The sequence below is a fragment of the Citrobacter sp. Cpo090 genome (genome assembly GCF_030332665.1).
GTDB classification, from domain to species: Bacteria; Pseudomonadota; Gammaproteobacteria; order Enterobacterales; family Enterobacteriaceae; genus Citrobacter; species Citrobacter portucalensis.
Genome location: NZ_JAOWHK010000036.1, coordinates 325849 through 348473 on the forward strand (window position 1 = coordinate 325849; position 22625 = coordinate 348473).

Consider the following 22625-nt stretch of genomic DNA (forward strand, 5'->3'; position numbering starts at 1 on the left):
TTTCATATATAGTACACAGATAACAGTGTTCAGGTAACAGTCACGTATCAACAGCGAGAGGTTAAGGATGGAGACAGTAGCGAATTTTATCCACGGCGAATGTGTCACCGGTTCAGGCCAGCGCGTTCAGGCAATCTTCAACCCGGCCACCGGCGAGCAGATCCGCCAGGTGGTGATGAGTACGACACAGGAAACCGAGCAGGCCATTGCGGCAGCGCACGACGCATTCCCCGGGTGGGCGCGCCAATCTCCGTTAAAACGAGCGCGAGTGATGTTCCGCTTTAAGGCGCTGTTGGAAGAAAACATGGAGAGGCTGGCTCGCATCATCAGCGAGGAGCATGGCAAGGTGTTCTCTGACGCAGTTGGTGAGCTGACCCGCGGCCTGGAAGTGGTGGAGTTTGCCTGCGGCATCCCACATCTACAAAAGGGCGAACACTCAGCCAACGTAGGTACCGGCGTCGATAGCCATTCGCTGATGCAACCGCTCGGGGTTTGCGTCGGGATCACGCCGTTTAACTTTCCGGCAATGGTACCGATGTGGATGTTCCCCATTGCGCTAGCAACCGGGAATACCTTCGTGCTGAAACCCTCAGAAAAAGACCCTTCTCTCGCCCTGGCACTGGCCAAACTGCTGCAAGAAGCCGGATTGCCGGACGGTGTGTTCAACGTCGTGCAGGGGGACAAAGAGTCCGTTGACGTGCTGTTAACTGACCCGCGCGTGCAGGCCGTGAGCTTTGTCGGTTCTACGCCGATAGCGGAATACATTTATCAGACGGCATCGGCCCACGGTAAGCGTTGCCAGGCGTTAGGTGGCGCTAAAAATCACTGCATTTTAATGCCAGATGCCGACATGGATATGGCAACCAACGCCATTATGGGGGCTGCTTACGGCGCGGCGGGTGAACGCTGCATGGCACTCTCCGTGGTGTTGGCGGTAGGGGACAAAACGGCAGATGAGCTGTGCTCGCGACTGGAAAAACAGATTGCGGCGCTGCGTGTCGGGCCGGGGCTTGATCAGACACCGGAAAACGAAATGGGACCGCTTATCTCCTCGGTACACCGTAATAAAGTGCTCGGTTATATCGACAGTGGGGAATCGCAGGGGGCCTGCCTGCGCGTGGATGGTCGGCGTTTTAGCGTTAAAGGCCATGAGCAGGGGTATTTTGTCGGGCCGACCCTGTTTGATAACGTCACGCCGGAGATGACCATTTATAAAGAAGAGATTTTTGGGCCGGTGCTTTCTGTGGTGCGCGTAGCAGATTACAGCAGTGCGGTGGAACTGATTAACCGTCATGAATATGGTAATGGCACGGCAATTTTCACGCGCGACGGCGGCTGTGCGCGTCGCTTCTGCGAAGAAGTGCAGGCGGGCATGGTGGGCGTAAACGTGCCTATTCCGGTGCCGATGGCGTTCCACAGTTTTGGCGGTTGGAAGCGGTCCATTTTTGGTGCGCTTAACGTTCATGGCAACGATGGCGTGCGCTTCTACACCCGGATGAAAACCGTCACCGCACGCTGGCCGGAGATGCTGCAGGACACAGGGGCCGCGTTCTCCATGCCAACGCTGGGCTGACAGGAGGGTTTATGCAAACCGAACGTATGACCATGGCTCAGGCGCTGGTCAAATTCCTTAATCAACAATATGTCTGTGTCGATGGCGAGGAAACGCCCTTTGTCGAGGGCGTCGCCACCATCTTTGGTCACGGTAACGTGCTGGGCATTGGCCAGGCGCTGGAGCAGTCACCCGGTCATTTGCAGGTGATGCAGGGATGTAATGAGCAGGGAATTGCGCACATGGCGACCGGATTCGCCAAACAGCATCGGCGCCAGCGTATTTTTGCCGTGACGTCATCGGTTGGGCCGGGAGCGGCAAACATGGTGACCGCCGCGGCAACCGCGACGGCGAACCGTATTCCGCTGTTGCTGTTGCCAGGCGATGTCTACGCCAGCCGTCAGCCGGACCCGGTATTGCAGCAAATTGAGCAATACCATGACCTTGGCATCAGCACCAACGACTGCTTCCGCCCGGTCTCGCGTTACTGGGACCGGATTAACCGCCCGGAGCAGTTAATGAGCGCGATGCTAAACGCGATGCGAACGCTTACTGACCCCGCAGACACTGGCGCAGTAACAATCTGCCTGCCACAGGATGTGCAGGGAGAAGCCTGGGACTATCCGCAGAGTTTCTTTGCGCGCCGCGTTCATCTGATTGAACGTCGACCGCCCGACCCGCAGCGTCTGGCGATGGCGCGGGCACTGATTGCCCGCAAACGCCGCCCGCTGGTGGTATGCGGCGGCGGGGTACGCTACTCCGGCGCGCATGAGGCATTTCGTACGTTTGTTGAAACGCTGCAACTGCCGTTTGCCGAAACTCAGGCTGGAAAGGGCGCACTGGTTAGTGACCACCCACTTAACCTCGGAGGCATTGGGGTAACTGGCGGGATGGCCGCCAATCAGCTCGCGCCGCAAGCCGATCTGGTGATCGGCATCGGTACGCGCCTCACCGACTTTACCACCGGTTCGAAAGCGCTGTTTTCTCATCCGGAGGTTGAGTTCCTGCTGCTGAACGTGGCGGAGTTTGACGCACTGAAGCTTGATGCCACCGCGCTTATCGCCGACGCCCGTAACGGGCTTACGGCATTAACTGAAACGCTGAAAGACTACCGCAGCGATTGGGGGAAGGAGGTCGCGCAGGCGCAAGAGGCCTGGTGCGATGAGTGCCAACGTTTATGGGATCGCGACTGGCGTCCCGACGACGAACCTGAAGTGGCTGGGCATCTTGACGCTCAGCTGGTGGAATATGGCGACACGCTAAACACCCGGCTGACCCAGACGAAGGTACTGGGACTTATCAATCGGCACATTGAAGATAACGCTATCGTCGTGGGGGCCGCCGGATCGCTGCCTGGCGATTTACAGCGTATCTGGCAGGTCAAAACTCCGGACAGCTATCACCTGGAATACGGCTACTCCTGTATGGGCTATGAGATTGCGGCTGCTATTGGGGCCAGGCTGGCGAAGCCGCAGCAGCCGGTATATGCCATGGTGGGGGATGGCTCGTACATGATGCTGCATTCCGAACTACAAACCGCCGTTCAGGAGGGGATAAAAGTCACTATCCTGCTGTTTGATAACGCCAGCTTCGGATGTATTAACAACCTGCAGATGGGGCATGGGATGGGGAGTTTCGGTACGGAAAACCGTCACCGTAACCCGCAAACCGGACGGTTGGATGGGCCGCTGGTGAAAGTTGATTTTGCCAAAAACGCGGAAAGCTACGGCTGTCGGGCATGGCGTGTACATGACGAGCAAAGCCTGCTGACGGCGCTGGAAGCCTCCCGTGCGCATTCGGGGCCTGTGCTGCTGGATATCAAAGTCCTGCCGAAAACCATGACCCACGACTATGCCGCCTGGTGGCGCACTGGCGATGCGCAGGTGGCAGAATCTCCGTCGGTGCGAAAAGCGGCTGAGCAGACGTTTGAGCAGGTGAAAAACGCACGTCAGTACTAAAAGCGATTAATGCCGGATGGCGCTGCGCTTATCTGGCCTACAGCGGATTCTACCCCCAGGCCGGATAAGGCGTTAGTGCCGTCATCCGGCAACCTGCGACAACGAAATTTTCATTTCATTTTTCCTTTTTCTTCATCCATCGCCTCCTTCCTGAACGGAAGGGGGCTAATTCCTTCATCTTTCCCGTCTTTATGTTGTGATATTGATAACAAATTTTATCTCGTTCATCTCAAAAGTGTTAACTTGCACTCAAAAACATAATTTTCACTATTTATAAAAATGAAATAAATGTTTTATTTAAAGGGTCGTTAGTTTATCGCATTCACCAACACCGGGAGCCGTTATGTTTAACATTGCTTTACTGGGCGCTGGCCGAATTGGCCAGGTACATGCAGCTAACATTGCCAGTCACAGTGCTACTACCCTCTGGTCCGTCGTCGACCCGAATCAGGACTTTGCCACCCGTCTTGCCACACAGTACCAGGCTCGTTTGCAAAGCCTGGATGAGGCGATGACGGACCCTAACGTTCACGCCGTGCTGATTGCCTCCGCGACTGATACCCACGCGGATCTGATTGAAATGGCCGCACGCCACGGCAAAGCCATCTTCTGCGAAAAGCCGGTCCACCTGGATCTGGCCCGTGTACGCGACTGCCTGAAAGTGGTCAAAGAGTACGACGTACCGTTGTTTATCGGTTTCAACCGCCGCTTCGATCCACAGTTTCGCCGTGTGAAAACTGACGCACTGGCCGGACGTATCGGTAAGCCGGAATCACTGCTGATAATCTCCCGTGACCCGTCGCCGCCGCCTGCGGAATATGTGCGTGTGTCCGGCGGTATGTTCCGCGATATGACCATCCACGATTTTGATATGGCGCGCTTTATCATGGGCGAAGAGCCGGTTTCGGTGTATGCCCAGGGCAGTAACCTGGTTGATCCAGCGATTGGCGAGGCGGGCGATATCGACACCGCGTTCATCGTACTGAAATATGCCTCCGGCGCGATGGCGACCATCGTCAACAGCCGCCGTTCTTCTTACGGATACGATCAACGTCTTGAACTGCACGGCTCTGAAGGGCTGCTGTGCGCGGGCAACATTCTCGAAAACCAGGTGCAGCACTACGCGAAGACTGGCTGCACCAGCGCGTTACCTGAACATTTCTTCTTGCAGCGTTATAAATCGGCCTATGCCGCGGAATGGGAACACTTTGTTGCGGTACTGCGCGGCGAAGCGGTCCCTGATTGCAGCGGGGACGATGGCGAGCGTGCACTGTATCTGGCGGATAAAGCGCTGGAGTCACTGCATAGCCAACGTGAAGTTCTCCTCTGATTGTCACCACAACCTACCCTACACAGAGAGACATAATAATGAAAAAACTGATCTTAGCTGTCCTCATCGCCATGACATCCGGGGCAGCCATTGCTGAAAATGAGCAAATTGTTTTCAGTACGCCAAACCTGGCGATGCCATTTGAAGTTCACATGCAGCGCACGGCGGTGAAAGCCGCAAAAGAGATGGGCGTGAGTTTACAGGTCCTGGACGGGCAGGGTAGCTCGCCAAAGCAGGTCGCTGACCTGGAAAACGCCATCACCCGTGGCGCACAGGGTTTTATTGTTTCGCCGAACGATGTCAACGCGGTGTCCAGCGCGGTAGATGAAATTCAGGATGCGAAACTGCCCGTAGTCACTCTTGACCGCTCCGTTGACAGCCAGAAAAAAGTGCCGCACTTCGGCGCGAACAACTACAAAGGCGGTCAGGCGATTGGCGACTTTGTCAAAACCAAATTCCCTGACGGGGCAGACATTATTCTGCTGACCGGCCAGCCAGGCTCCTCCTCCAACATTGAACGTACTAAAGGCATTCGTGACAGCCTGAAGGCGGGCGGTGAAAAGTACAAGATCGTTGCCGATCAGACCGGTAACTGGATGCGTTCTGAAGGGATGCGCATTGTCGAAAGCGTTCTGCCTTCGTTGCCGAAGCGTCCGCAGGTGATCCTCTCCGCTAACGACGATATGGCGCTGGGCGCGATTGAAGCGTTACAGGGACAAGGACTGAAACCGGGTGAAGTTCTGGTCACGGGCTTCGATGCTGTGCCAGAAGCACTGGCGCGTGTGCGCGACGGCTGGCTGGCTGTGACGGCGGATCAGCGTCCTGGCTTTGCGGTGAAAACGGCGATGAGCCAGTTGGTGAATAACGTCCGTGAGAAGACTGCGATCACCGGGGCTGACTACCCGCCAACGCTTATCACCAAAGAGAACCTGCAGCAGGCCGAGCGTATTAGTGAGGCCGGTAACTGATATGTCCGCAGCCGCCGCACAAGTGGCGGCTCTCTATGAGGAGGAGCAGACCGATGTCGCAACCCTTACTGAAAGTGACCGACCTGGCGAAAAGTTTTTCCGGCGTTTGGGCGCTGAGTAGCGCACAGCTGACCGTCGGAGCAGGCGAAATTCATGCACTGTTAGGTGAGAACGGTGCCGGAAAATCGACCCTGCTGAAAGCGCTGGCGGGCGCACAGCCGCAAACACGCGGGGATATTTGGTTCAACGGCGAAACATTGCCGGTAGAAGACTCTCCGGTTGAGCGGCAGAACAAGGGCATTATCACGATTTATCAGGAATTTAATCTGCTGCCCAATATGACCGTTGCCGAGAATATGTTCCTCGGACGCGAACCGCGTAAACGCAATCTGATTGTTGACGAAAAGGCGGTAAACCAAGAGGCGCAGGTGATTCTGGATTACCTGCAACTGAACGTTGCGCCAACCACGGCCGTGGCCCGACTGAGCGTGGCGCAGCAGCAAATGGTGGAAATTGCGCGGGCGCTGACGCTGAACGCAAAGCTGATCATCATGGATGAACCTTCCGCCGCGTTGAGCGACAGCGAAGTGGAAAGTCTGCACCGGGTGGTGCGGGAACTTAAAGGGCGTGGCGTGAGCATTATCTACGTCACCCATCGCCTGCATGAAGTTTTTCAACTCTGCGACCAGTTCACCGTTTTTCAGGATGGACGTTTTACCGGAAACGGTGCGGTTGCACAGACCACCGTAGAACAGCTGATCCGCCTGATGGTGGGGCGCGATGTGGCCTTTAATCGCCGCCCGGCCAGCGAAACTCACCATGAAGATAAACCTGTGCGTCTGGCGGTGAAGGGGCTTAGCCGCGAAAAACCGCCGCTGGATCCGCATGGTATCGCGCTGCACGACATTAGCTTCCACGTGCATGCTGGGGAAGTGTTAGGCATTGCCGGACTGGTGGGGGCCGGGCGTACCGAAGTGGCCCGCTGCTTGTTTGGCGCCGACGGTTTTACTTCCGGCAGCTTTGAACTTGATGGCGTGCCATATCAGCCGCGCGATCCGCTGTTTGCGCTGGATCAGGGGCTGGCGCTGGTACCGGAAGATCGCAAAAAAGAGGGCGCGGTGCTTGGGCTGTCGATCCGCGACAACTTGTCGCTTTCCAGCCTCTCGTCACTACTGCAATGGCGCTGGTTTGTGAATACCCGCAAAGAAGATGCCCTGATTGAGTCATACCGCCAGGCGCTGCAGATCAAAATGGTCAACAGCGCGCAAGAGGTGCGCAAGCTCTCCGGCGGGAATCAGCAAAAAGTGATCCTCGCGCGCTGCATGGCGCTTAATCCTCGGGTGTTGATCGTGGATGAACCAACGCGCGGTATCGATGTTGGCACCAAATCAGAAGTCCATCAGGTGCTGTTTGATATGGCGAAAAAGGGCGTGGCGGTGATCGTGATCTCCTCCGATCTACCGGAGGTCATGGCGGTTTCCGATCGGATCATCACGTTGAGTGAAGGCCGGGTGACCGGCGAGATCCACGGCGACGACGCTAATGAAGAGCGGCTAATGACGATGATGGCTATCAACCACAACGCCCTGAATGCGGCATAACGGAGTGATTCATGACGCAGATTATTTCTAAAACGCAGGTTCCAGCCAAACGCGGCGGACGTCTTGATCCCATTGCCTTTTTTGAGCGCTTTGGGGTACTGATTTTCATGATCCTGCTGCTGATTTTCTTTCAGTTGCAGAACAGCAATTTTCTTTCTGAACGCAATATTTTCAACATTCTGACCGAAGTCTCCATCTACGGGATCATGGCTGTCGGGATGACATTTGTCATTCTGACCGCCGGGATCGATCTGTCGGTGGGGTCCATCCTGGCGGTCTGTGCCATGACCGCCGCGTATGTGATTAAGGGCGACAATTTCACCACCGTCGACCCAAACGCCTGGGGCGGCATGAGCTGGCTGATTGGCCTTGGTATCTGTATGGCGATGGGCACCGCGATTGGTTTTCTGCATGGCCTCGGCGTGACTCGTCTGCGTCTGCCGCCGTTTATCGTCACCCTCGGTGGGATGACCATCTGGCGTGGCCTGACGCTGGTGATTAACGACGGTGCACCGATTGCCGGTTTCGACGCGGGATACCGCTGGTGGGGACGCGGCGAACTGCTCGGTATCTCCATTCCAATCTGGATATTCGCGCTGGTAGCGGTAGGCGGTTATCTGGCGCTGCATAAAACCCGCTGGGGGCGCTTCGTGTATGCCATTGGCGGCAACCCGGAAGCGGCGCGTCTGGCAGGGGTCAACGTGAAGCGCGTGCTGGTGAGCGTCTACGTACTGATTGGCTGTCTGGCGGGGCTGGCGGGCTTCATCCTCAGCGCGCGTCTGGGAAGCGCAGAAGCGGTCGCCGGGATCTCGTTTGAGCTGCGCGTCATCGCTTCGGTGGTCATTGGCGGCACCTCGCTGATGGGCGGCTACGGGCGTATCGGCGGCACCATTATCGGCTCGATCATCATGGGCATCCTGATTAACGGTCTGGTGCTGATGAACGTCTCGGCTTACTACCAACAAATTATTACCGGCTTAATTATCGTTCTGGCGGTGGCGTTTGACACCTACGCCAAGAGCCGTCGCGGCGCACTGTGAGGATCATGATGAAAGAGGTTCGTATTGGATTGATTGGCACCGGGTATATCGGCAAGGCGCATGCCATCGCCTATGCCCAGGCCCCGACGGTATTCAACCTGCGCGGCAAACTGGTGCGTGAAATGGTGGCGGAAGTTTCACCGGAGCTGGCCGCCGAGCGGGCGCAGGCGTTTGGCTTCAATCGCTCAACCGGAGACTGGCGTGCGCTGGTGGCCGACCCGGCCATAGATGTCGTGGATATCTGTTCTCCTAATCATCTGCACAAAGAGATGGTGCTGGAAGCGATTCGCCACGGCAAGCATGTGTACTCGGAAAAGCCGTTGGCGCTGAACGCCCACGACGCGCGTGAAATGGTTGAGGCTGCACAACGGGCAGGAGTGAAAACCCTGGTGGGGTTCAACTATATGAAGAACCCAACGGCGCAGTTGGCGAAAGAGATCATTGCGCGTGGCGAAATTGGTGAGGTGATCCATTTCTACGGCACCCACAACGAAGACTACATGGCCGACCCGCTTGCGCCGATCCATTGGCACTGTTTTAAAGAGACCGCAGGGCTTGGGGCGCTGGGCGATCTGGCGGCGCATATCGTCAATATGGCGCAGTACCTGGTTGGGGATATTCATCAGGTCTGCGGCGACCTGAAGATCGTGGTGCCACAGCGTCCGGCGAAAGTCGGTTCCTCGCAAATGGTGACGGTAGAGAACGAAGATCAGGCCCACGCGATGGTGCGCTTTGCTGGCGGTGCGCAAGGGGTGATTGAAACCTCCCGCGTTGCCTGTGGCCGCAAGATGGGGTTGTCGTATGTGATTACCGGGACCAAAGGAACTATCAGTTTTACCCAGGAGCGTATGGCCGAGCTGAAGCTCTATCTGCATGACGATCCGGTCAACCGCCAGGGGTTTCGCACTTTACTGGTTGGTCCGGCGCACCCGGACTACGGCGCGTTTTGCATGGGAGCCGGGCATGGTATCGGCTTTAACGACCAGAAAACTGTGGAAGTACGCGACCTGGTGGACGGCATTGCCGCAGATGCGCCGATGTGGCCGGACTTTGAAGAGGGCTGGAAGGTGTCGCGCGTGCTTGACGCTATCGCACTTTCGCACCATGAAGGCCGCTGGCTGAACGTGAACGACATTGTTTGAAGAGGTATCAACGTGGAAAAGCAGTTTGATGTGATATGCATGGGCCGCGTGGCGGTTGACCTCTACAGTCAGCAAATTGGCGCGCGCCTGGAAGATGTGTCGAGCTTTGCCAAATATCTTGGTGGTTCGTCCGGCAACGTGGCTTACGGCACGGCACGCCAGGGATTGCGTTCTTCAATGCTGGCGCGCGTTGGCGACGAACATATGGGGCGTTTCCTGCGTGAAGAGTTAAACCAGGTAGGCTGCGATACCAGCCATCTGCTCACTGATAAAGACCGCCTGACGGCGCTGGTGCTACTCGGCATTAAAGACCGGGACACCTTCCCACTGATTTTTTACCGTGATAACTGCGCGGATATGGCGATTACCGCCAGCGATGTTGATGAACAGTACATCGCTTCTGCTCGTTGTCTTGCCATCACCGGGACACATCTTTCTCATCCGCAAACCCGCGAGGCGGTGTTGACGGCGCTCGCTTACGCCCGACGTCACGGCGTGCGTACGGCGCTGGATATCGACTATCGCCCGGTACTGTGGGGGCTTACTTCTTTAGGTGACGGCGAAACGCGCTTTATCGCCGCCGAACAGGTCACCCGCCAGTTACAGGAGGTGCTGCATCTTTTTGATGTGATTGTCGGCACCGAGGAGGAGTTTCATATCGCGGGCGGCAGTACCGATACGCTGCAGGCGCTGTCGCAGGTTCGCGGCGTGAGTCACGCGACGCTGGTCTGCAAGCGCGGTGCGCTCGGCTGCTCGGTGTATACCGACGCCATCCCGGCCCGGCTGGACGATGGCCTGACGGTCACCGGCGTACGTGTAGAGGTGCTGAACGTGCTGGGGGCGGGGGATGCGTTTATGTCCGGTCTGCTGCGCGGCTATCTCAACGATGAGGGATGGGAGCAGGCATGCCGCTACGCCAATGCCTGCGGTGCGCTGGTGGTGTCGCGTCACGGCTGTGCACCGGCGATGCCGAGCAAAGTTGAGCTTGATGATTATCTTTCTCGCGCTGTAGAGGTTCCGCGTCCGGATCTCGATCCGCATCTCAACCATTTGCATCGCGTGACGACCCGTCGTCGCACATGGCCGGAGCTATGCGTAATGGCCTTCGATCACCGTAGCCAACTGGAAGAGATGGCGTTGCAGTGCGGCGCGTCTTTGAAGCGTATTCCGGCATTGAAACAGCTTATTTTGCAGGCCAGTCGTGAAGCGGCCAACAGCGCCGGGCTGGAGGGCAAGGCCGGGCTGCTGTGCGATGGCACGTTTGGTCAGGATGCGTTGAATTCGATAACCGGAGAGGGCTGGTGGATTGGTCGCCCTATCGAACTGCCGGGGTCGCGCCCGCTGGAGATGGAACACGGCAATATAGGCTCGCAGCTCATCAGTTGGCCGCAGGAGCATGTGGTGAAGTGCCTGGTCTTTTTCCATCCGGAAGATGCCCACGCGTTGCGTCTGGAACAAGAACAGAAAATCTCCGAGGTTTACCGCGCCTGTTGCCAGTCTGGTCATGAGCTGCTGCTGGAGGTGATTTTACCGGTCAGTATGCCGCGCAGTGATGAACTGTATTTACGCGCTATTTCCCGCTTCTACAACTTAGGGATCTACCCCGACTGGTGGAAACTCCCACCGCTGACTTCTGCTGGCTGGACGGCGTTGAGTGACATTATCGAACGGCGCGATCCGCACTGCCGTGGCGTGGTGATCCTCGGGTTGGACGCACCGGCAGAGCAACTGCGTGCTGATTTCAAAGCGGCTGCAGGCCACGGGGTGGTGAAAGGATTTGCCGTGGGACGCACGCTGTTTGGCGACGCTTCCCGCGCGTGGTTGAAACACGATATTGACGATGCGCAACTGGTGGCGCGCATTAAAGATAACTACCTGCAGCTTATCGCCTGGTGGCGCGAGCGCGGACAAGCATAATTCAGGAGAAGATGATGACGGTACAATTAGGTATTAATCCACTGACATGGACGAATGACGATCTTCCTTCACTGGGCGCTGAGACGTCGCTTGATACGTGTCTGAGCGAGGGCAAAGAGGCTGGATTTGCTGGTTTCGAACTGGGCAACAAATTCCCGCGCGAGGCGCGACTGCTTGGCCCCATTTTGCAGCGTCACGACCTGCAACTGGTTTCCGGCTGGTACTCCGGACGTCTGCTGGAACGCAGCGTGGAGGAGGAGATTGCCGCCGTGCAATCACATCTGACGTTACTGCGTGAACTGGGAGCCAGGGTGCTGGTCTTTGCCGAAGTCAGTGGCTGCATTCACGGCGAGCAGCAGACACCGGTACATCTGCGTCCGCGCTTCCCGCAAGAGCGCTGGCAAGAGTACGGTGAAAAGCTCACCGAGTTTGCGCGCTACACCCAGCAGCAGGGGGTACAGATTTCCTATCACCACCACATGGGAACGGTGATTGAATCTGCTGAAGATGTGGATAATCTGATGACGCATACCGGTGATGAGGTTGGCTTGTTGCTCGACACCGGGCATTTGACCTTTGCGGGTGCCGATCCGCTGGCTGTGGCGCAGCGCTGGGCATCACGTATCAACCATGTTCACTGCAAAGACGTGCGCGCCGACGTGCTGGCGGATGTCAAAAACCGCAAAACCAGCTTCCTTGATGCGGTGCTGAGCGGCGTCTTTACCGTGCCGGGTGATGGTTGCGTTGACTATCCGCCGATCATGGCCTTGCTGAAGGCGAACCAGTATCAGGGGTGGCTGGTGGTTGAGGCGGAGCAGGATCCGGCCATTGCGCATCCGCTGACGTATGCGCGTCTGGGCTATAACAACCTTAGCCGTCTGGCACGTGATGCCGGGCTTATCTGAGGAGGTGATATGTCACGTTTATTATCGCGCTGGCAGCACCCGGACGCGCAAGGGCGTACGCAGTCAGTGACGCCGGAAAGCGCCGGTTGGGGATATGTTGGCTTTAAAGCGTATGAACTGGAAGAAGGGCAGCAGCTTACGCTGCCCGCTGTCAGCGAAGAACGTTGTCTGGTATTGGTTGCCGGACGCGCGACCGTCACCACGCCGGGCGCAACCTTTACGGATATCGGCGAGCGGATGAGCCCGTTCGAACGGATCAAACCGTGGGCGGTTTATGTCACCTCTGGTGAGACAATACAGGTTCAGGCGGTAACCAGACTGGAGCTGGCGGTCTGCGCTGCGCCGGGGAAAGGCACGTACCCAACACGGCTGATCGCACCTAAGGATATCGACGGGGAAGCGCGCGGCAAAGGTCACAACCAGCGTTATGTGCATAACATTTTACCGGAAGATAAACCCGCTGATAGCCTGCTGGTGGTGGAGGTGTGGACCAACGAAGGCTGTACCAGTTCCTACCCAAGCCATAAGCATGACACCGATAATCCCCCTCAGGAAACCTATCTGGAGGAGACCTACTACCATCGCCTCAACCCACCGCAGGGATTCTGTATGCAACGGGTGTACACCGATGACCGATCGCTTGACGAGTGTATGGCTGTCTATAACCGCGATGTGGTGATGGTGCCAAAAGGATATCACCCGGTAGCAACCCTGGCAGGATATGACAGCTACTACCTCAACGTGATGGCGGGCCCGGTACGCAAATGGATGTTTACCTGGGAAGATGAACATGCGTGGATTAATCGTGAGTATCCGGTTGATAAGTAAGGATGAAAGCGTTTGGCGAGAGTGAAACAGGATTTACTGTCGCCATACGTGGAGTTAGGGGCAGAGCGTTACAGTGGTCCTGATCTGGTTTAACTGTAGAAACAGATTGCGATGAGGCGCCGATGCTGGATTGCGGCTTATTCCTAATAATAAAAAACCGCTTTCGCGGTTTTTTATTATTCAATGTTTGGAAGATTATTCGCTGACTTTTTTCTCAACGGAAGCAGCACCTTCTTTAGTCTTATTCCAGCCTTTCTCGGTACCTTCTTTTGTTGCATTCCAACCTTTTTCAGTACCTTCTTTGGTTGTATTCCAGGCTTTTTGTGAACCTTCACTCACCTTGCTGCTCAGGTCATCTTGTTTACCTTCAGCAGCATGTTTGGCTTTTAATTTTTGCTCTTCGCCCTGATTCTGCGCCTGATGCAGTTTTTCTTTTGCAGTATTGGCGTTTTCGTGTGCGGCGGCTACATCATTATCGGTTGCGTGTGTTGTTGCGGCAATAACCGGAGATGCCAGCAGAATTGCAGATAATGCGATAATTGTCTTTTTCATAATATCCTCGCTTAGCGTTATAAGTTATTAGCGTGGTTAAGCATGGCATACAAACGAAGCGCTGGCTTTAGGAAAAAACTGTAAGTGCTGATAACAGTATTTATCTATTTTGTGCAATTGTGAGTAATTAATACGGTTATTTTTTATTGGTGGAATCCACATTTAATGCTGGGTTAAATAAAGAGTAATAATCATTATTCAGCATGGGATCGACATCATAATGCTGCCTGATGTTTATTTGGGGATGTATTTTTTTATTAGAAATGAGGTTGAATTTTAATCATGTTTTACGTGTGAAACTATGCGTGTACCCATTTCTCAGAGTTTGACCGGTACTACGGGTAATACAGAGACTAAAAAGCCCTCAACTTGCGCTGAGGGCTTTTCATCTGTGTTTGGGCTGGAGTCCTTGTAATTGGTGGGGGAGCTGGTTGAGTTTGTTGGAGATTTTTGTTTTTTTCGCGAAGGGGAAGGCGCAAAAAGAGTGGCGATGATGTTGATATGGAAGATTGTTGGGAGCAGGATTCTCCGTGCTAGTTTAGGTTCTGGTGGACGCTACAGGCTTGTCGTTCGTTTCCGGAAGTGAGTGTTTCTGTCGGATAATTCACACTCTTGAATTTTCCAGACTGTAGACCATGCTCATCTAATACACGTGAAAAACAATAACGTCATCTATCGCAGAAGGAGATACGGGTAGATGACCTTTGGTATAGCCAATGATGTCCCTTTAACAATAAAAGAGCACCATGCTTGAAATCCGTCCTAATTGCGAATGCTGCGATAAAGATCTGCCACCTGAATCAAAAAATGGTTTCTGGCGTTACTGGATTGTCTACCGTGAAGTTAACGGAAACCATCGGCATTTTGAATATGCCGATCATTTGATTTGCATCGTTTTATAAGCTGAAATCCGTTATTTGCTCAGGCAAAAGATCTGGCATCGCAATAGGTCGCCCTTCATCATTAATAAATTCAACCATGTAAGCCAAATGTGGCTTTTCATGTATGAATACAATGGTACCTAACATGCCTTTAGTTAACCCTTCATTTGGCAAATCTTCAGCTAAAACAACCAATTCACTCTCTTCTCTTCTCATGGCCTGTACCTCACTTAACAAAAATTGTGGTCATGCGCGGAACGACAGCATCAGGTTCATATATCCAACCGCTGCGCACTATCACGGTTTCACCGTTAGCGCCTAATATCGGCATGTCTACGGCCATTCGTTGCCCGTGCTGGTTCGCGTCCAAAATTTTAGCCGGGGCGGTTAATACGCCCTCCTGGACTCGTGCTCCTAAAACGTCAGCATTCGTTGGGTTATAACCCAGCGCTGACTGGAAAACCCTCGCTTTATGCCCTCCAGATAGATGGTTAGGGTCTAAAGAGTAAGTTGATAGCTTTTTGTAATCTACAACGGCGTGTTCCGCGTTCAGTAATGAACCTGACTCTGAGGTAAACCCCTTTAAAGCTGGTGATTCAAACGTTGGGATTTTGCTTAACGATGATAATTCTAGTAGTTCGCTAGTAACGCTAACTCTTCCCATCGTCAGCCCGGCAGCGACAGACGCACCGGTAATGAGTAATGCTTTGTTGTCCATGACCTGAGCGTAACTCGCTGGCGCATCACCACCGAGCTGTTCTGCAGTCTGATGGAATCCCTCAATATTACCATTATAGATACCGCCAGCCGCCAAAAGCCTCCCGGCTGCTTTACTGTTAATCGTTTTACCCGCCTGGGCGTGCTGTATCGGGGCATCGGAATAATGATGTTTGATGGTCGGAGGCGGCTTTCTTCCCTGGTGCTCGTTGAGGCTATATGAAGTGGTCAACAAAAAGTGAGACAGCAGGGTAGCACCGAAGCTCTGTTTGGTTCGCTGCTTGGTCAGAGGTCGGTAGTAACGGAACTGTCAGAGCTTACTACCGCTGGACTTGATTAACAGAGTAAGCCCATCACCATCATATAGCTGGTAATCGGCATCTTTAGGTTTGGCGGCTTTGATTTCCGTATCGGTTAACGGCTTGGTTTTTCGTGCCATGGAGGAGTCTCCATGCGTTTAGGCCCAACGAAAACAATAGAGCTTTTCGTTGGGCCTATCAATGGGCCTAAAAAGTTCGGATTTAATTAGTTCTCTTCGGACTTCGCGGGACAAATTGCAGGCACAAAAAAGCCCGCAGGGCTTGCGCCGTGCGGGCTCTTAGGACTTCATCGGATGACTCTGGTAATCACCGATGGAGAATTTTGGTGGGCTGGCGGAGTCTGAATTGGTGCTATAATTGTTTGAATTATATGATCTAAATTCTAGTTCAACTTTGTGATGGTGCCTAATGTGGTGCCTAAAAATATTTTTACCTTTTTTGCCCGGTAAAGAGATGGGGTGTGGGAAGAGGGCTGACACAGATTAAGTTCTTGTTTCCCTCATAGTTCGCCTGGCTCTTAAAATGTCGACAGTAGTAATAAAAGGCGACTGTTCTTGCCAGCTAAACCCCTTACGATCGATGCGAACCAGTTCGTACTTTTCCACCAGAAAATTTACGGCATCAACTAAAGAGATACCTGCATCGATATGTTCCTTAATCACAGTTTCATTACTGAATGGCGTGTCGTTCAGTGTCAGGCCATAGTGCTGTTCAAGCAGGCGTGTCAGTAGCATTTGCCAGACAGCTACGGGCGACAGACAGGGCTTTACCGCCCGCGTAGTTATTGCAGGTTGAGGTTTCATGTTTGCTCTCGTGAAGGTAATTAACGCTGAGTGGGGTAAATGGCGATGTATACGTAGCCGCAACTGCCAAGGGTATCGGCTTCGCAGGTGAAACCGTTGTGATAAAGGATGACGCAGTGGGCATGGCGGGGATTCATTTCACCAGTGGTCAGCATCGATTCCATCTGGCTGATAAAGTGCGGGAATGTTTCATCCAGCTTCCGGCATTCGGCGTCACTGAATTTACCGGTGATACTGGCCCGGTCAGCCAGATAATGCAGCCGGTTCCCCTCCTGTACCAGACGGGCTCCCAGACGCGGCGTGGTATCCCGCTGCAGGCCCCATGTAATGTTGCTCATTTATAACCACCTTTATTGTCAGTTCAGAGTGATACTCATCAGACAGGCATAGGGCCCGTTGCGGTCCTGGCGGCGTTCGGCGTATACCGCCAGCACGCCGGGAATGTCAGGAACTACCTTACCGGTGTAATGACAGACACTGCCGTGCCACTGGTATCTGCCGGTGCAGTATCGAAAAATGCGGGAGACCGGATGCTGACGGTAAATCGTCATCGCCCGGCGTTTACTGATAATGTTCATGTCATACCTCACAGCAGACCGTGTTCAGCGAACGAATAGATTTGCTTGCCACCGACAATCAGATGGTCAGGCACACGGATATCAACGAGCTGAAGCGCCTGCACCAGACGCTGCGTGATGGTCTTATCTGCCCGGCTGGGCGTGGTGTCGCCGGAGGGGTGGTTATGCGCCAGAATCACTGCTGCTGCATTGAAATACAGAGCGCGTTTGACCACCTCCCGGGGATGTACCTCGGTGCTGTTGATGGACCCGGTGAACAGAGTTTCATGGGCAATCAACTGATTTTGCTGGTTCAGATACAGCACCATGAACTCTTCGCGTTCCAGTCTCGCCATTTTCAGTGTCAGCCAGTCACGGGCAACCTGGGCGGACGTGAATGCCACGCCTGTTTCTCGCAGGTGTCGGTCAAGCAACGTTAAGGCGCGTTTTACCGTGCGTTGTGCGGTTAGTGGAAGTACCGGAGCCGGTGGGATAAGTGACTGTTCCATCATGAGTATCCTTAATCAATAATGCGCAAAATGCCGCTGGATTCAGGGTGCTGCAGGGCGTAATCCCGCAGGCGGTAATAGTGCTCTGTCATGGCATCGCATTCGGTGCGACAGGCGTGATGGCTGTATTCAATCAGGCAGACAGCGATACCTGCGGCTTCCGCGCTCATTTCCGCACCATTGCCGTTCATGCCGTTGAACAGATGCCATTTATCGTCACCTTCAGCATCAGGAGCCATAAACGCGCCGCCATTGCTGAGCGTATAAAAGGACCAGATACCACCGCTATATTCATCACAAAATCGCTCCATCCAGGCGAAAATACGCGGTTCCAGCGTTATCCATTGCGGGATAGCGCCAAAGTACAGCGGCCAGAAATCGAGGCGCTGTTCGTCAGGTGCTGGTGTTGCAGTGAGGTCAAATTGAGGTTCATTAGTGGACATCAATTCGCATTGAGTTTGTGTCGTCATGGATATTCTCCGTCAATAAAAACGCCAGCAACGATGGCTGGCTTATGGGAAATAAAGGACATACAGGGATGATGAATGGGTGTGGTCAGGAGGAGGAGGTTCTGAGGATGCCTGACTTGTGGATATAACGGTTAAGCCCTTCACCGGCATCCGGTTCAAAGCACCACGCCCGCCAGATCATTCGACCTTCAGAGTCGCGAACCACCAGGCGGAAGTGACTGCGCTGGTCATCTTCAATAGTGATGTTTTGATACCGGCGGATAACCGCTTCGGCCTCCTGTCGGGTGAAAGGTCCTGGTGGCAACATGTGAGATTCAGGCATTCGGTGTACCTTAAAAGCAAAATCCCCTGTCGCAAAAGCGACAGGGACTGAAAGAGAGGAAGGAAAAATAGGGTATGTTTCGTGTCGTAACGATAACCCTACTGCTTAGCTGCCTGTTTTGCTTTTTCCCAGGATGGTCGGTTTGGGCCAGTGAACTCTTTCACATCTGACCAGTACCCGATCGGATATTGTATTACCGTTTCGTTGCCAACGCCGATGTCAACAGACAGATATTGACCACCTTTAATGGAGCCTTTGCGCACCCAGGCATTTGGACTACAGGTTCCGGTATCTCGCTGTTGCCAGGAACGGTCATCCTTGTCAATGATGTAAAAATCACCTAATGAACACCCACTTGCAGATTTGTGATTTAACACGGCGGCCACGTGTTTGGTATTACCAACAATCACACAACTGTTATGTTTACCGCCGCACATGTTCCACAGAGTGTCACCGTTACCCCCGGTAAATTCCCAGATGGTATTCGCTGGTGGTGCATCATTGGACGTGGTAGTGGCGGTTGGCGTGTGTGTTGGTTCCGCAGTCCCATTGACTAATGCACGTAATACTTTCAGCTCACCATCACTTGGGGTATTAACCCACTGCCCATCTTTACCGTTGCTGTAGAAGCCCACGAAGTTATGGAGGTCAGGCTGGTACAAGAATGTCAGATTGTGGTTACCACAGTTACCGTCTTCACACATAAAACCTTTCAGGTAGACTTTACCGTCAATTTTTACTGGTTCCATCGGACCCGCTGGACCATTCATCTCGTCGAGCATTGCCGGTAACCCATTCTGATTCATGGTCTCATCAAACGACTTTTTGTACGCTGGGTCGGTTTTGTACAGGTCGAAAGAATATGGGCAGGTATTGTTTTCTGACTGACAGTTCTTGGCTTCTACCGCCGTTTTGGCGGTTGCCTGGGCTGCAGTCGGGGCCATCAGTGCCACAGACAATGCCAACCAACTCCATTTCACATTTGCAGAGAAAGATTTTCTTTTCATTATAAGACTCCTTATAAAGCCCCTGATGCGTCAGGGGCTGTGGGCATATGTTGGCGTATGGCGCTCTGAAGTAGCACCGAAGCTAGTGGGGTGGCGGAGACCGGTTGCCACTCCGTCATTCCCTGTCGCCAAACCAGAGTGGCGGCAGTCAGTTCACCGTGAACAATCAGGCTGGTGATGTCGTCTTCGGTCACATTGTCGTGACGCACACCATTTTTCTCGTAATGCCAGGTCATTGTTTTTCCTTGTTAACAGAGGTCATTAAACCGAAGCTCATCCCGATCCCCCGTTATCGGCAGCCTGTGACAAAACTTCACGGATACAGCTGAAGTGAGGAAGTGCCCGGATAAAGCCTGCCTGAGTGGTTAACAGGCTGAGACGTTTTCGAGGGGTAAAAGTGGTGTTCAGGATTGTCACTGCATGGATGGTCGCCAGAGGATGCACGGTTATATGCCCGTTAAGTTCACCGGTGAGGTACCAGCAGCCGTCGAGAAATATCAGACGGTACGGGGCCAGTCCGTCACAACGTTCACCGTCCGCGAGCAGCAATACACGCTGACTGCCGGTGATGGCGCTGACCAGCCGATAAAATACCAGCGGGCTGGTGGCCGCTATCGGCTGTGGTGACTGCCACACCAGGCAAGGGGTTCCATCCGATGCCAGCAGTGCGCCCGCCAGACGCCGGTCCAGCCCCGGAAAAATATCGGCCAGTCCTGCCCGATGAGCAAAGGTCAGCGCATCCAGCTCGCCCTGTACGCCCCCACCGGTACTGCGCAGGCGGCATTGCCCCCGTCGATACTCAAGGTCGAGGTACATCAGCCGTTCGCGAAAATCCCGTCGCAGGGTACGGACTGACACACCAAACTCTGCAGCCAGCCGCGCCATGTTCAGCGTTTCACCGGCAACCAGGCGGCTGATTATCAGTGACAGCCTGACAGCCAGCCGGTCATGACGGCGCTCTGCCTGTGTCATCTTAAATCTCCGAAATAATTAACTGACTGAATATGAAATGATTCTAAAGAGGGGGGCGGACAGGGTATGGACATGGAATGAACTATTTTTTATCTGCCACCGGAGGCAGGCCCGACGCGGTACCCCGTGGGATGCGGTGATAAAACACTCAATCCAATGGAGGTAAAACGGACAGGGAGTGTCCCTTCCCAACATGTTGATAACAAGCTCAGGACTGAAACCCACTCAGCATCGCTTCCGCCATCACCCAGAGAGCCCGGTTGAGCTTCACATCACCGTCAATACTGCGCACCGCACGGGTATGCGTTCGTCCGCCTTTCGCACTCCGTCCACTGAGCCCACCCTTAATCAGATTCTCCTGAATACGCTGGTATGTGGTCCACAGATCATTGCTTTCATCCTGCCAGCGGCGTGGGGAGAGTATCTGAGGTGCGGTCACCGGCTGGTGGTCCTCACCGAAACGATACGTCAGTGCAGCCTGTGCCAGAGCCTGTTGTGCAGGTGCGGCAGCACCAGCGACTGCATGGCATCCCGCTTCTCTTCCACACGGTCAAAAATACCCAGCACTTCATACGCCCCCTCAATCACCTGACTCACGACATCTCCTTTGTGCGGCACCCGCACCTCGCCAAACGACTCACCGCAGACGAGTCCGTTCTGGCACACCGCACGGAATAGTCCCGGCAGCATCTGATACGAGCTGGTGCCGTCATGGGAGTTGAGCAGAATGATTTCCGGGACCTGTTTGCCGGTAATCTGCCCCTCCCGACGCAGGCGCAGCATGTGCTTTGTATGCTCGCGACGCCCAGGGTCACGAACACGGGTCTGGCAGGCAAAGAAAGGCTGAAAGCCTTCACGCTGCAGATTTTCAAGAACGGTAATGGTTGGTATCCAGGTATACCGTGCGCTGCGTGACGCATGCTTCTCCTCGCTGAAGACACTGGGCACCACACGAAACAGCTCTTCGTGGGTTAACGGACGGTCACGACGGATAAGATTTGCTGCGCCAAAGCGCGAAGCCAGACGGGTCATAAGCAGACTCCTCATGATAGAAAATTAAATACAAAAAGCCCCGCCGCAAAATCGCGGCAGGGCTCAGGAAACTACGGGTTAGAAGGGGGAATGTTCAGAAGAAGAAATTCCAGACTGCACGGGCGACTGATACCACGATGTCGCGCACAGACTGGATGACTGCCCGAACCTGGGACGGTATCAGGGGCATGGAACTTACTGTATCCAGTACCGAGCCGACCGTTTCACCAAAATCGTCACGGGCTTTTTTATTAACGGCATCGGTACGAAGTGGCGCACTGAGCTGTACTGCCACCTGACTACTGGCCTCCCGTGGCAGGCAACGAATCATCCGCTCAGCCATCATCCGCAGCCCCCACTGCAAACGTACCGACACCGCACAGACAGGGTTTACAGGTTGGAACAGCTCATGCAGCAGACAGATTTTGCGGCTGATATTTTGTTTCTGCTCTGTAGACAGCTTTTCACCACCGCAGGCGGGTTCAACCTTGTCGGACTGGCTGATAACAAACAGCACCTTATGGCGGTAAGCTTCCCCAATTATCTGATAATAAAAGTGCTCATCCACTCCAAGCGCCCGATCATCAGCCTTAATCAGCCACAGTACCAAGTCGAGTTGGGGGAGTTGTTCGTGGTACAGCGCAGCATACTCGGTATCACGAGCTCTGCTTTCACCCACGCCGGGCAGGTCGACGATGGTCATAAAGTGTTCGCCAACCTGCTGACGGAATCGCAAAGGTTCACGGGTACAGGCTGATATGTCGCTGACCGGCGATACCTCACTCGCAAACAGAGCATTGCACAATGAGGACTTACCCGCTCCAGTTTTGCCCATAATGCCGATCATTGGCTCGTAATTTGTCAGTTGACGAATTTGCTGCATGACTTGTTCTGAGGCCCATTCTGGTAAGCCTATAAGTGAGCCCTGCAGCGAATGCAAGCCTTCCTGATTTCTCATGGCATCTCCTGAATTTAAGAATAAAAAACGGCGAACCCTTATGGATTCGCCGTAATGATGTTGCGTTCAGAAGGATGATATATGTCTGAAATTATTTCGAATGCTTATACACCGGACTCTTTCAAGGTTTTCTGAAATTGCAATTCCTACTGGTAGGCTAATTCATTACTCTTTATAGGTAAAAAGGGGACGACATTTACTTTTTGGACAAACATAAAAAGCACCGTTAATTAGCCGGTGCTTTTTATGTTGTGATTACTTCTTCATTGGTGGGATTTTAGGAC

Annotated in this window: 22 protein-coding genes and 4 pseudogenes; 11 read left to right on the forward strand and 15 right to left on the reverse strand. The window is 54.0% G+C overall.

Annotation, left to right across the window (positions count from 1 at the left end; translation table 11 throughout):
* The first annotated feature begins 67 nt into the window (after positions 1-67).
* The 10 genes from OGY83_RS21540 (at position 68) to iolB (ending at position 13241) form a co-directional block, all read left to right on the forward strand.
* The gene (locus tag OGY83_RS21540) at positions 68-1573 is read left to right on the forward strand and encodes a CoA-acylating methylmalonate-semialdehyde dehydrogenase (RefSeq protein ID WP_286636875.1); all 1506 of its coding nucleotides are present in this window, start codon (positions 68-70) and stop codon (positions 1571-1573) included.
* An 11-nt stretch (positions 1574-1584) separates the two neighbouring features.
* Complete coding sequence (gene iolD, locus OGY83_RS21545) at positions 1585-3510, forward strand: 3D-(3,5/4)-trihydroxycyclohexane-1,2-dione acylhydrolase (decyclizing) (protein ID WP_286636876.1); 1926 nt, start codon at positions 1585-1587, stop codon at positions 3508-3510.
* A gap of 343 nt (positions 3511-3853) precedes the next feature.
* On the forward strand, positions 3854-4840 hold the full coding sequence (gene iolG / locus OGY83_RS21550) for an inositol 2-dehydrogenase (RefSeq protein WP_286636877.1): 987 nt from the start codon (positions 3854-3856) through the stop codon (positions 4838-4840).
* Between the two features lie 38 nt (positions 4841-4878).
* The gene (locus OGY83_RS21555; protein ID WP_079939243.1) at positions 4879-5808 is read left to right on the forward strand and encodes a sugar ABC transporter substrate-binding protein; all 930 of its coding nucleotides are present in this window, start codon (positions 4879-4881) and stop codon (positions 5806-5808) included.
* Positions 5809-5861: 53 nt separating this feature from the next.
* Complete coding sequence (locus OGY83_RS21560; RefSeq protein ID WP_123268137.1) at positions 5862-7409, forward strand: sugar ABC transporter ATP-binding protein; 1548 nt, start codon at positions 5862-5864, stop codon at positions 7407-7409.
* Positions 7410-7420: 11 nt separating this feature from the next.
* Entirely contained in the window at positions 7421-8449 is a 1029-nt protein-coding gene (locus tag OGY83_RS21565; protein ID WP_003826102.1) for an ABC transporter permease, read from the forward strand.
* A gap of 8 nt (positions 8450-8457) precedes the next feature.
* Entirely contained in the window at positions 8458-9591 is a 1134-nt protein-coding gene (locus OGY83_RS21570) for a Gfo/Idh/MocA family protein (RefSeq protein WP_286636911.1), read from the forward strand.
* Between the two features lie 12 nt (positions 9592-9603).
* On the forward strand, positions 9604-11508 hold the full coding sequence (locus OGY83_RS21575; protein WP_191214085.1) for a bifunctional 5-dehydro-2-deoxygluconokinase/5-dehydro-2-deoxyphosphogluconate aldolase: 1905 nt from the start codon (positions 9604-9606) through the stop codon (positions 11506-11508).
* Positions 11509-11522: 14 nt separating this feature from the next.
* Complete coding sequence (gene iolE, locus OGY83_RS21580) at positions 11523-12413, forward strand: myo-inosose-2 dehydratase (RefSeq protein WP_286636912.1); 891 nt, start codon at positions 11523-11525, stop codon at positions 12411-12413.
* A gap of 9 nt (positions 12414-12422) precedes the next feature.
* Entirely contained in the window at positions 12423-13241 is an 819-nt protein-coding gene (gene iolB, locus OGY83_RS21585) for a 5-deoxy-glucuronate isomerase (protein ID WP_286636878.1), read from the forward strand.
* A 195-nt stretch (positions 13242-13436) separates the two neighbouring features.
* On the opposite strand, the gene OGY83_RS21590 is transcribed toward iolB, so the two are convergent.
* The gene (locus OGY83_RS21590) at positions 13437-13793 is read right to left on the reverse strand and encodes a KPN_00521 family repetitive protein (protein ID WP_003826111.1); all 357 of its coding nucleotides are present in this window, start codon (positions 13791-13793) and stop codon (positions 13437-13439) included.
* A 746-nt stretch (positions 13794-14539) separates the two neighbouring features.
* Between OGY83_RS21590 and OGY83_RS25220 the strand changes: the two genes are divergently transcribed.
* Positions 14540-14695: a DUF1272 domain-containing protein gene (locus tag OGY83_RS25220; RefSeq protein WP_353622055.1), complete on the forward strand. Its 156-nt coding sequence runs from the start codon at positions 14540-14542 to the stop codon at positions 14693-14695.
* Here the strand turns inward: OGY83_RS25220 and OGY83_RS21595 are convergent.
* From OGY83_RS21595 to OGY83_RS21660, 14 genes and pseudogenes are all read right to left on the reverse strand, one after another.
* Entirely contained in the window at positions 14690-14890 is a 201-nt protein-coding gene (locus tag OGY83_RS21595; RefSeq protein WP_286636879.1) for a DUF4926 domain-containing protein, read from the reverse strand. The genes OGY83_RS25220 and OGY83_RS21595 overlap by 6 nt on opposite strands.
* A 10-nt stretch (positions 14891-14900) precedes the next feature.
* Positions 14901-15593 (reverse strand): annotated as a pseudogene (locus tag OGY83_RS21600) (DUF6883 domain-containing protein); the annotation flags it as partial.
* A 34-nt stretch (positions 15594-15627) separates the two neighbouring features.
* Positions 15628-15830: pseudogene (locus tag OGY83_RS25340) on the reverse strand (integrase arm-type DNA-binding domain-containing protein); the annotation flags it as partial.
* Between the two features lie 363 nt (positions 15831-16193).
* Positions 16194-16514 (reverse strand): TA system toxin CbtA family protein, encoded by a 321-nt coding sequence (locus tag OGY83_RS21610; protein WP_286636880.1) that lies wholly within the window; start codon positions 16512-16514, stop codon positions 16194-16196.
* Between the two features lie 20 nt (positions 16515-16534).
* Entirely contained in the window at positions 16535-16852 is a 318-nt protein-coding gene (locus tag OGY83_RS21615; protein WP_000065829.1) for a type IV toxin-antitoxin system YeeU family antitoxin, read from the reverse strand.
* An 18-nt stretch (positions 16853-16870) separates the two neighbouring features.
* Positions 16871-17092, reverse strand: coding sequence for a DUF987 domain-containing protein (locus tag OGY83_RS21620; RefSeq protein WP_286636881.1), 222 nt, complete (start codon positions 17090-17092; stop codon positions 16871-16873).
* 8 nt (positions 17093-17100) lie between these two features.
* Positions 17101-17583, reverse strand: coding sequence for a RadC family protein (gene radC, locus OGY83_RS21625; RefSeq protein WP_286636882.1), 483 nt, complete (start codon positions 17581-17583; stop codon positions 17101-17103).
* An 8-nt stretch (positions 17584-17591) separates the two neighbouring features.
* Positions 17592-18050 carry an antirestriction protein gene (locus tag OGY83_RS21630; protein ID WP_286636883.1) on the reverse strand — a complete coding sequence of 153 codons (459 nt, stop codon included), beginning with the start codon at positions 18048-18050 and terminating at the stop codon, positions 17592-17594.
* 85 nt (positions 18051-18135) lie between these two features.
* Positions 18136-18372, reverse strand: coding sequence for a DUF905 domain-containing protein (locus OGY83_RS21635; RefSeq protein ID WP_286636884.1), 237 nt, complete (start codon positions 18370-18372; stop codon positions 18136-18138).
* Between the two features lie 98 nt (positions 18373-18470).
* The gene (locus tag OGY83_RS21640) at positions 18471-19379 is read right to left on the reverse strand and encodes an Ivy family c-type lysozyme inhibitor (protein WP_286636885.1); all 909 of its coding nucleotides are present in this window, start codon (positions 19377-19379) and stop codon (positions 18471-18473) included.
* 41 nt (positions 19380-19420) lie between these two features.
* A pseudogene (locus OGY83_RS21645) lies at positions 19421-19615 on the reverse strand (DUF4339 domain-containing protein); the annotation flags it as partial.
* 37 nt (positions 19616-19652) lie between these two features.
* Entirely contained in the window at positions 19653-20351 is a 699-nt protein-coding gene (locus tag OGY83_RS21650) for a DeoR family transcriptional regulator (protein ID WP_286636886.1), read from the reverse strand.
* Positions 20352-20559: 208 nt separating this feature from the next.
* Positions 20560-21383: pseudogene (locus OGY83_RS21655) on the reverse strand (DUF932 domain-containing protein).
* A 94-nt stretch (positions 21384-21477) separates the two neighbouring features.
* Positions 21478-22341 carry a GTPase family protein gene (locus OGY83_RS21660; protein ID WP_286636887.1) on the reverse strand — a complete coding sequence of 288 codons (864 nt, stop codon included), beginning with the start codon at positions 22339-22341 and terminating at the stop codon, positions 21478-21480.
* Between the last annotated feature and the right edge of the window lie 284 nt (positions 22342-22625).

Excerpts from the sequence above, each read along its gene's own strand:
- OGY83_RS21630 (WP_286636883.1), bottom strand. The coding sequence starts at position 18,050 with ATGACGACACAAACTCAATGCGAATTGATGTCCACTAATGAACCTCAA.
- OGY83_RS21565 (WP_003826102.1), top strand. The coding sequence starts at position 7,421 with ATGACGCAGATTATTTCTAAAACGCAGGTTCCAGCCAAACGCGGCGGA.
- OGY83_RS21635 (WP_286636884.1), bottom strand. The coding sequence starts at position 18,372 with ATGCCTGAATCTCACATGTTGCCACCAGGACCTTTCACCCGACAGGAG.
- iolB (WP_286636878.1), top strand. The coding sequence starts at position 12,423 with ATGTCACGTTTATTATCGCGCTGGCAGCACCCGGACGCGCAAGGGCGT.
- iolE (WP_286636912.1), top strand. The coding sequence starts at position 11,523 with ATGACGGTACAATTAGGTATTAATCCACTGACATGGACGAATGACGAT.
- OGY83_RS21590 (WP_003826111.1), bottom strand. The coding sequence starts at position 13,793 with ATGAAAAAGACAATTATCGCATTATCTGCAATTCTGCTGGCATCTCCG.
- OGY83_RS25220 (WP_353622055.1), top strand. The coding sequence starts at position 14,540 with ATGCTTGAAATCCGTCCTAATTGCGAATGCTGCGATAAAGATCTGCCA.
- OGY83_RS21640 (WP_286636885.1), bottom strand. The coding sequence starts at position 19,379 with ATGAAAAGAAAATCTTTCTCTGCAAATGTGAAATGGAGTTGGTTGGCA.
- OGY83_RS21660 (WP_286636887.1), bottom strand. The coding sequence starts at position 22,341 with ATGAGAAATCAGGAAGGCTTGCATTCGCTGCAGGGCTCACTTATAGGC.
- iolG (WP_286636877.1), top strand. The coding sequence starts at position 3,854 with ATGTTTAACATTGCTTTACTGGGCGCTGGCCGAATTGGCCAGGTACAT.
- OGY83_RS21650 (WP_286636886.1), bottom strand. The coding sequence starts at position 20,351 with ATGACACAGGCAGAGCGCCGTCATGACCGGCTGGCTGTCAGGCTGTCA.
- OGY83_RS21595 (WP_286636879.1), bottom strand. The coding sequence starts at position 14,890 with ATGAGAAGAGAAGAGAGTGAATTGGTTGTTTTAGCTGAAGATTTGCCA.
- OGY83_RS21570 (WP_286636911.1), top strand. The coding sequence starts at position 8,458 with ATGAAAGAGGTTCGTATTGGATTGATTGGCACCGGGTATATCGGCAAG.
- OGY83_RS21620 (WP_286636881.1), bottom strand. The coding sequence starts at position 17,092 with ATGAACATTATCAGTAAACGCCGGGCGATGACGATTTACCGTCAGCAT.
- OGY83_RS21615 (WP_000065829.1), bottom strand. The coding sequence starts at position 16,852 with ATGAGCAACATTACATGGGGCCTGCAGCGGGATACCACGCCGCGTCTG.
- iolD (WP_286636876.1), top strand. The coding sequence starts at position 1,585 with ATGCAAACCGAACGTATGACCATGGCTCAGGCGCTGGTCAAATTCCTT.
- OGY83_RS21610 (WP_286636880.1), bottom strand. The coding sequence starts at position 16,514 with ATGAAACCTCAACCTGCAATAACTACGCGGGCGGTAAAGCCCTGTCTG.
- OGY83_RS21540 (WP_286636875.1), top strand. The coding sequence starts at position 68 with ATGGAGACAGTAGCGAATTTTATCCACGGCGAATGTGTCACCGGTTCA.
- OGY83_RS21555 (WP_079939243.1), top strand. The coding sequence starts at position 4,879 with ATGAAAAAACTGATCTTAGCTGTCCTCATCGCCATGACATCCGGGGCA.
- radC (WP_286636882.1), bottom strand. The coding sequence starts at position 17,583 with ATGATGGAACAGTCACTTATCCCACCGGCTCCGGTACTTCCACTAACC.
- OGY83_RS21560 (WP_123268137.1), top strand. The coding sequence starts at position 5,862 with ATGTCGCAACCCTTACTGAAAGTGACCGACCTGGCGAAAAGTTTTTCC.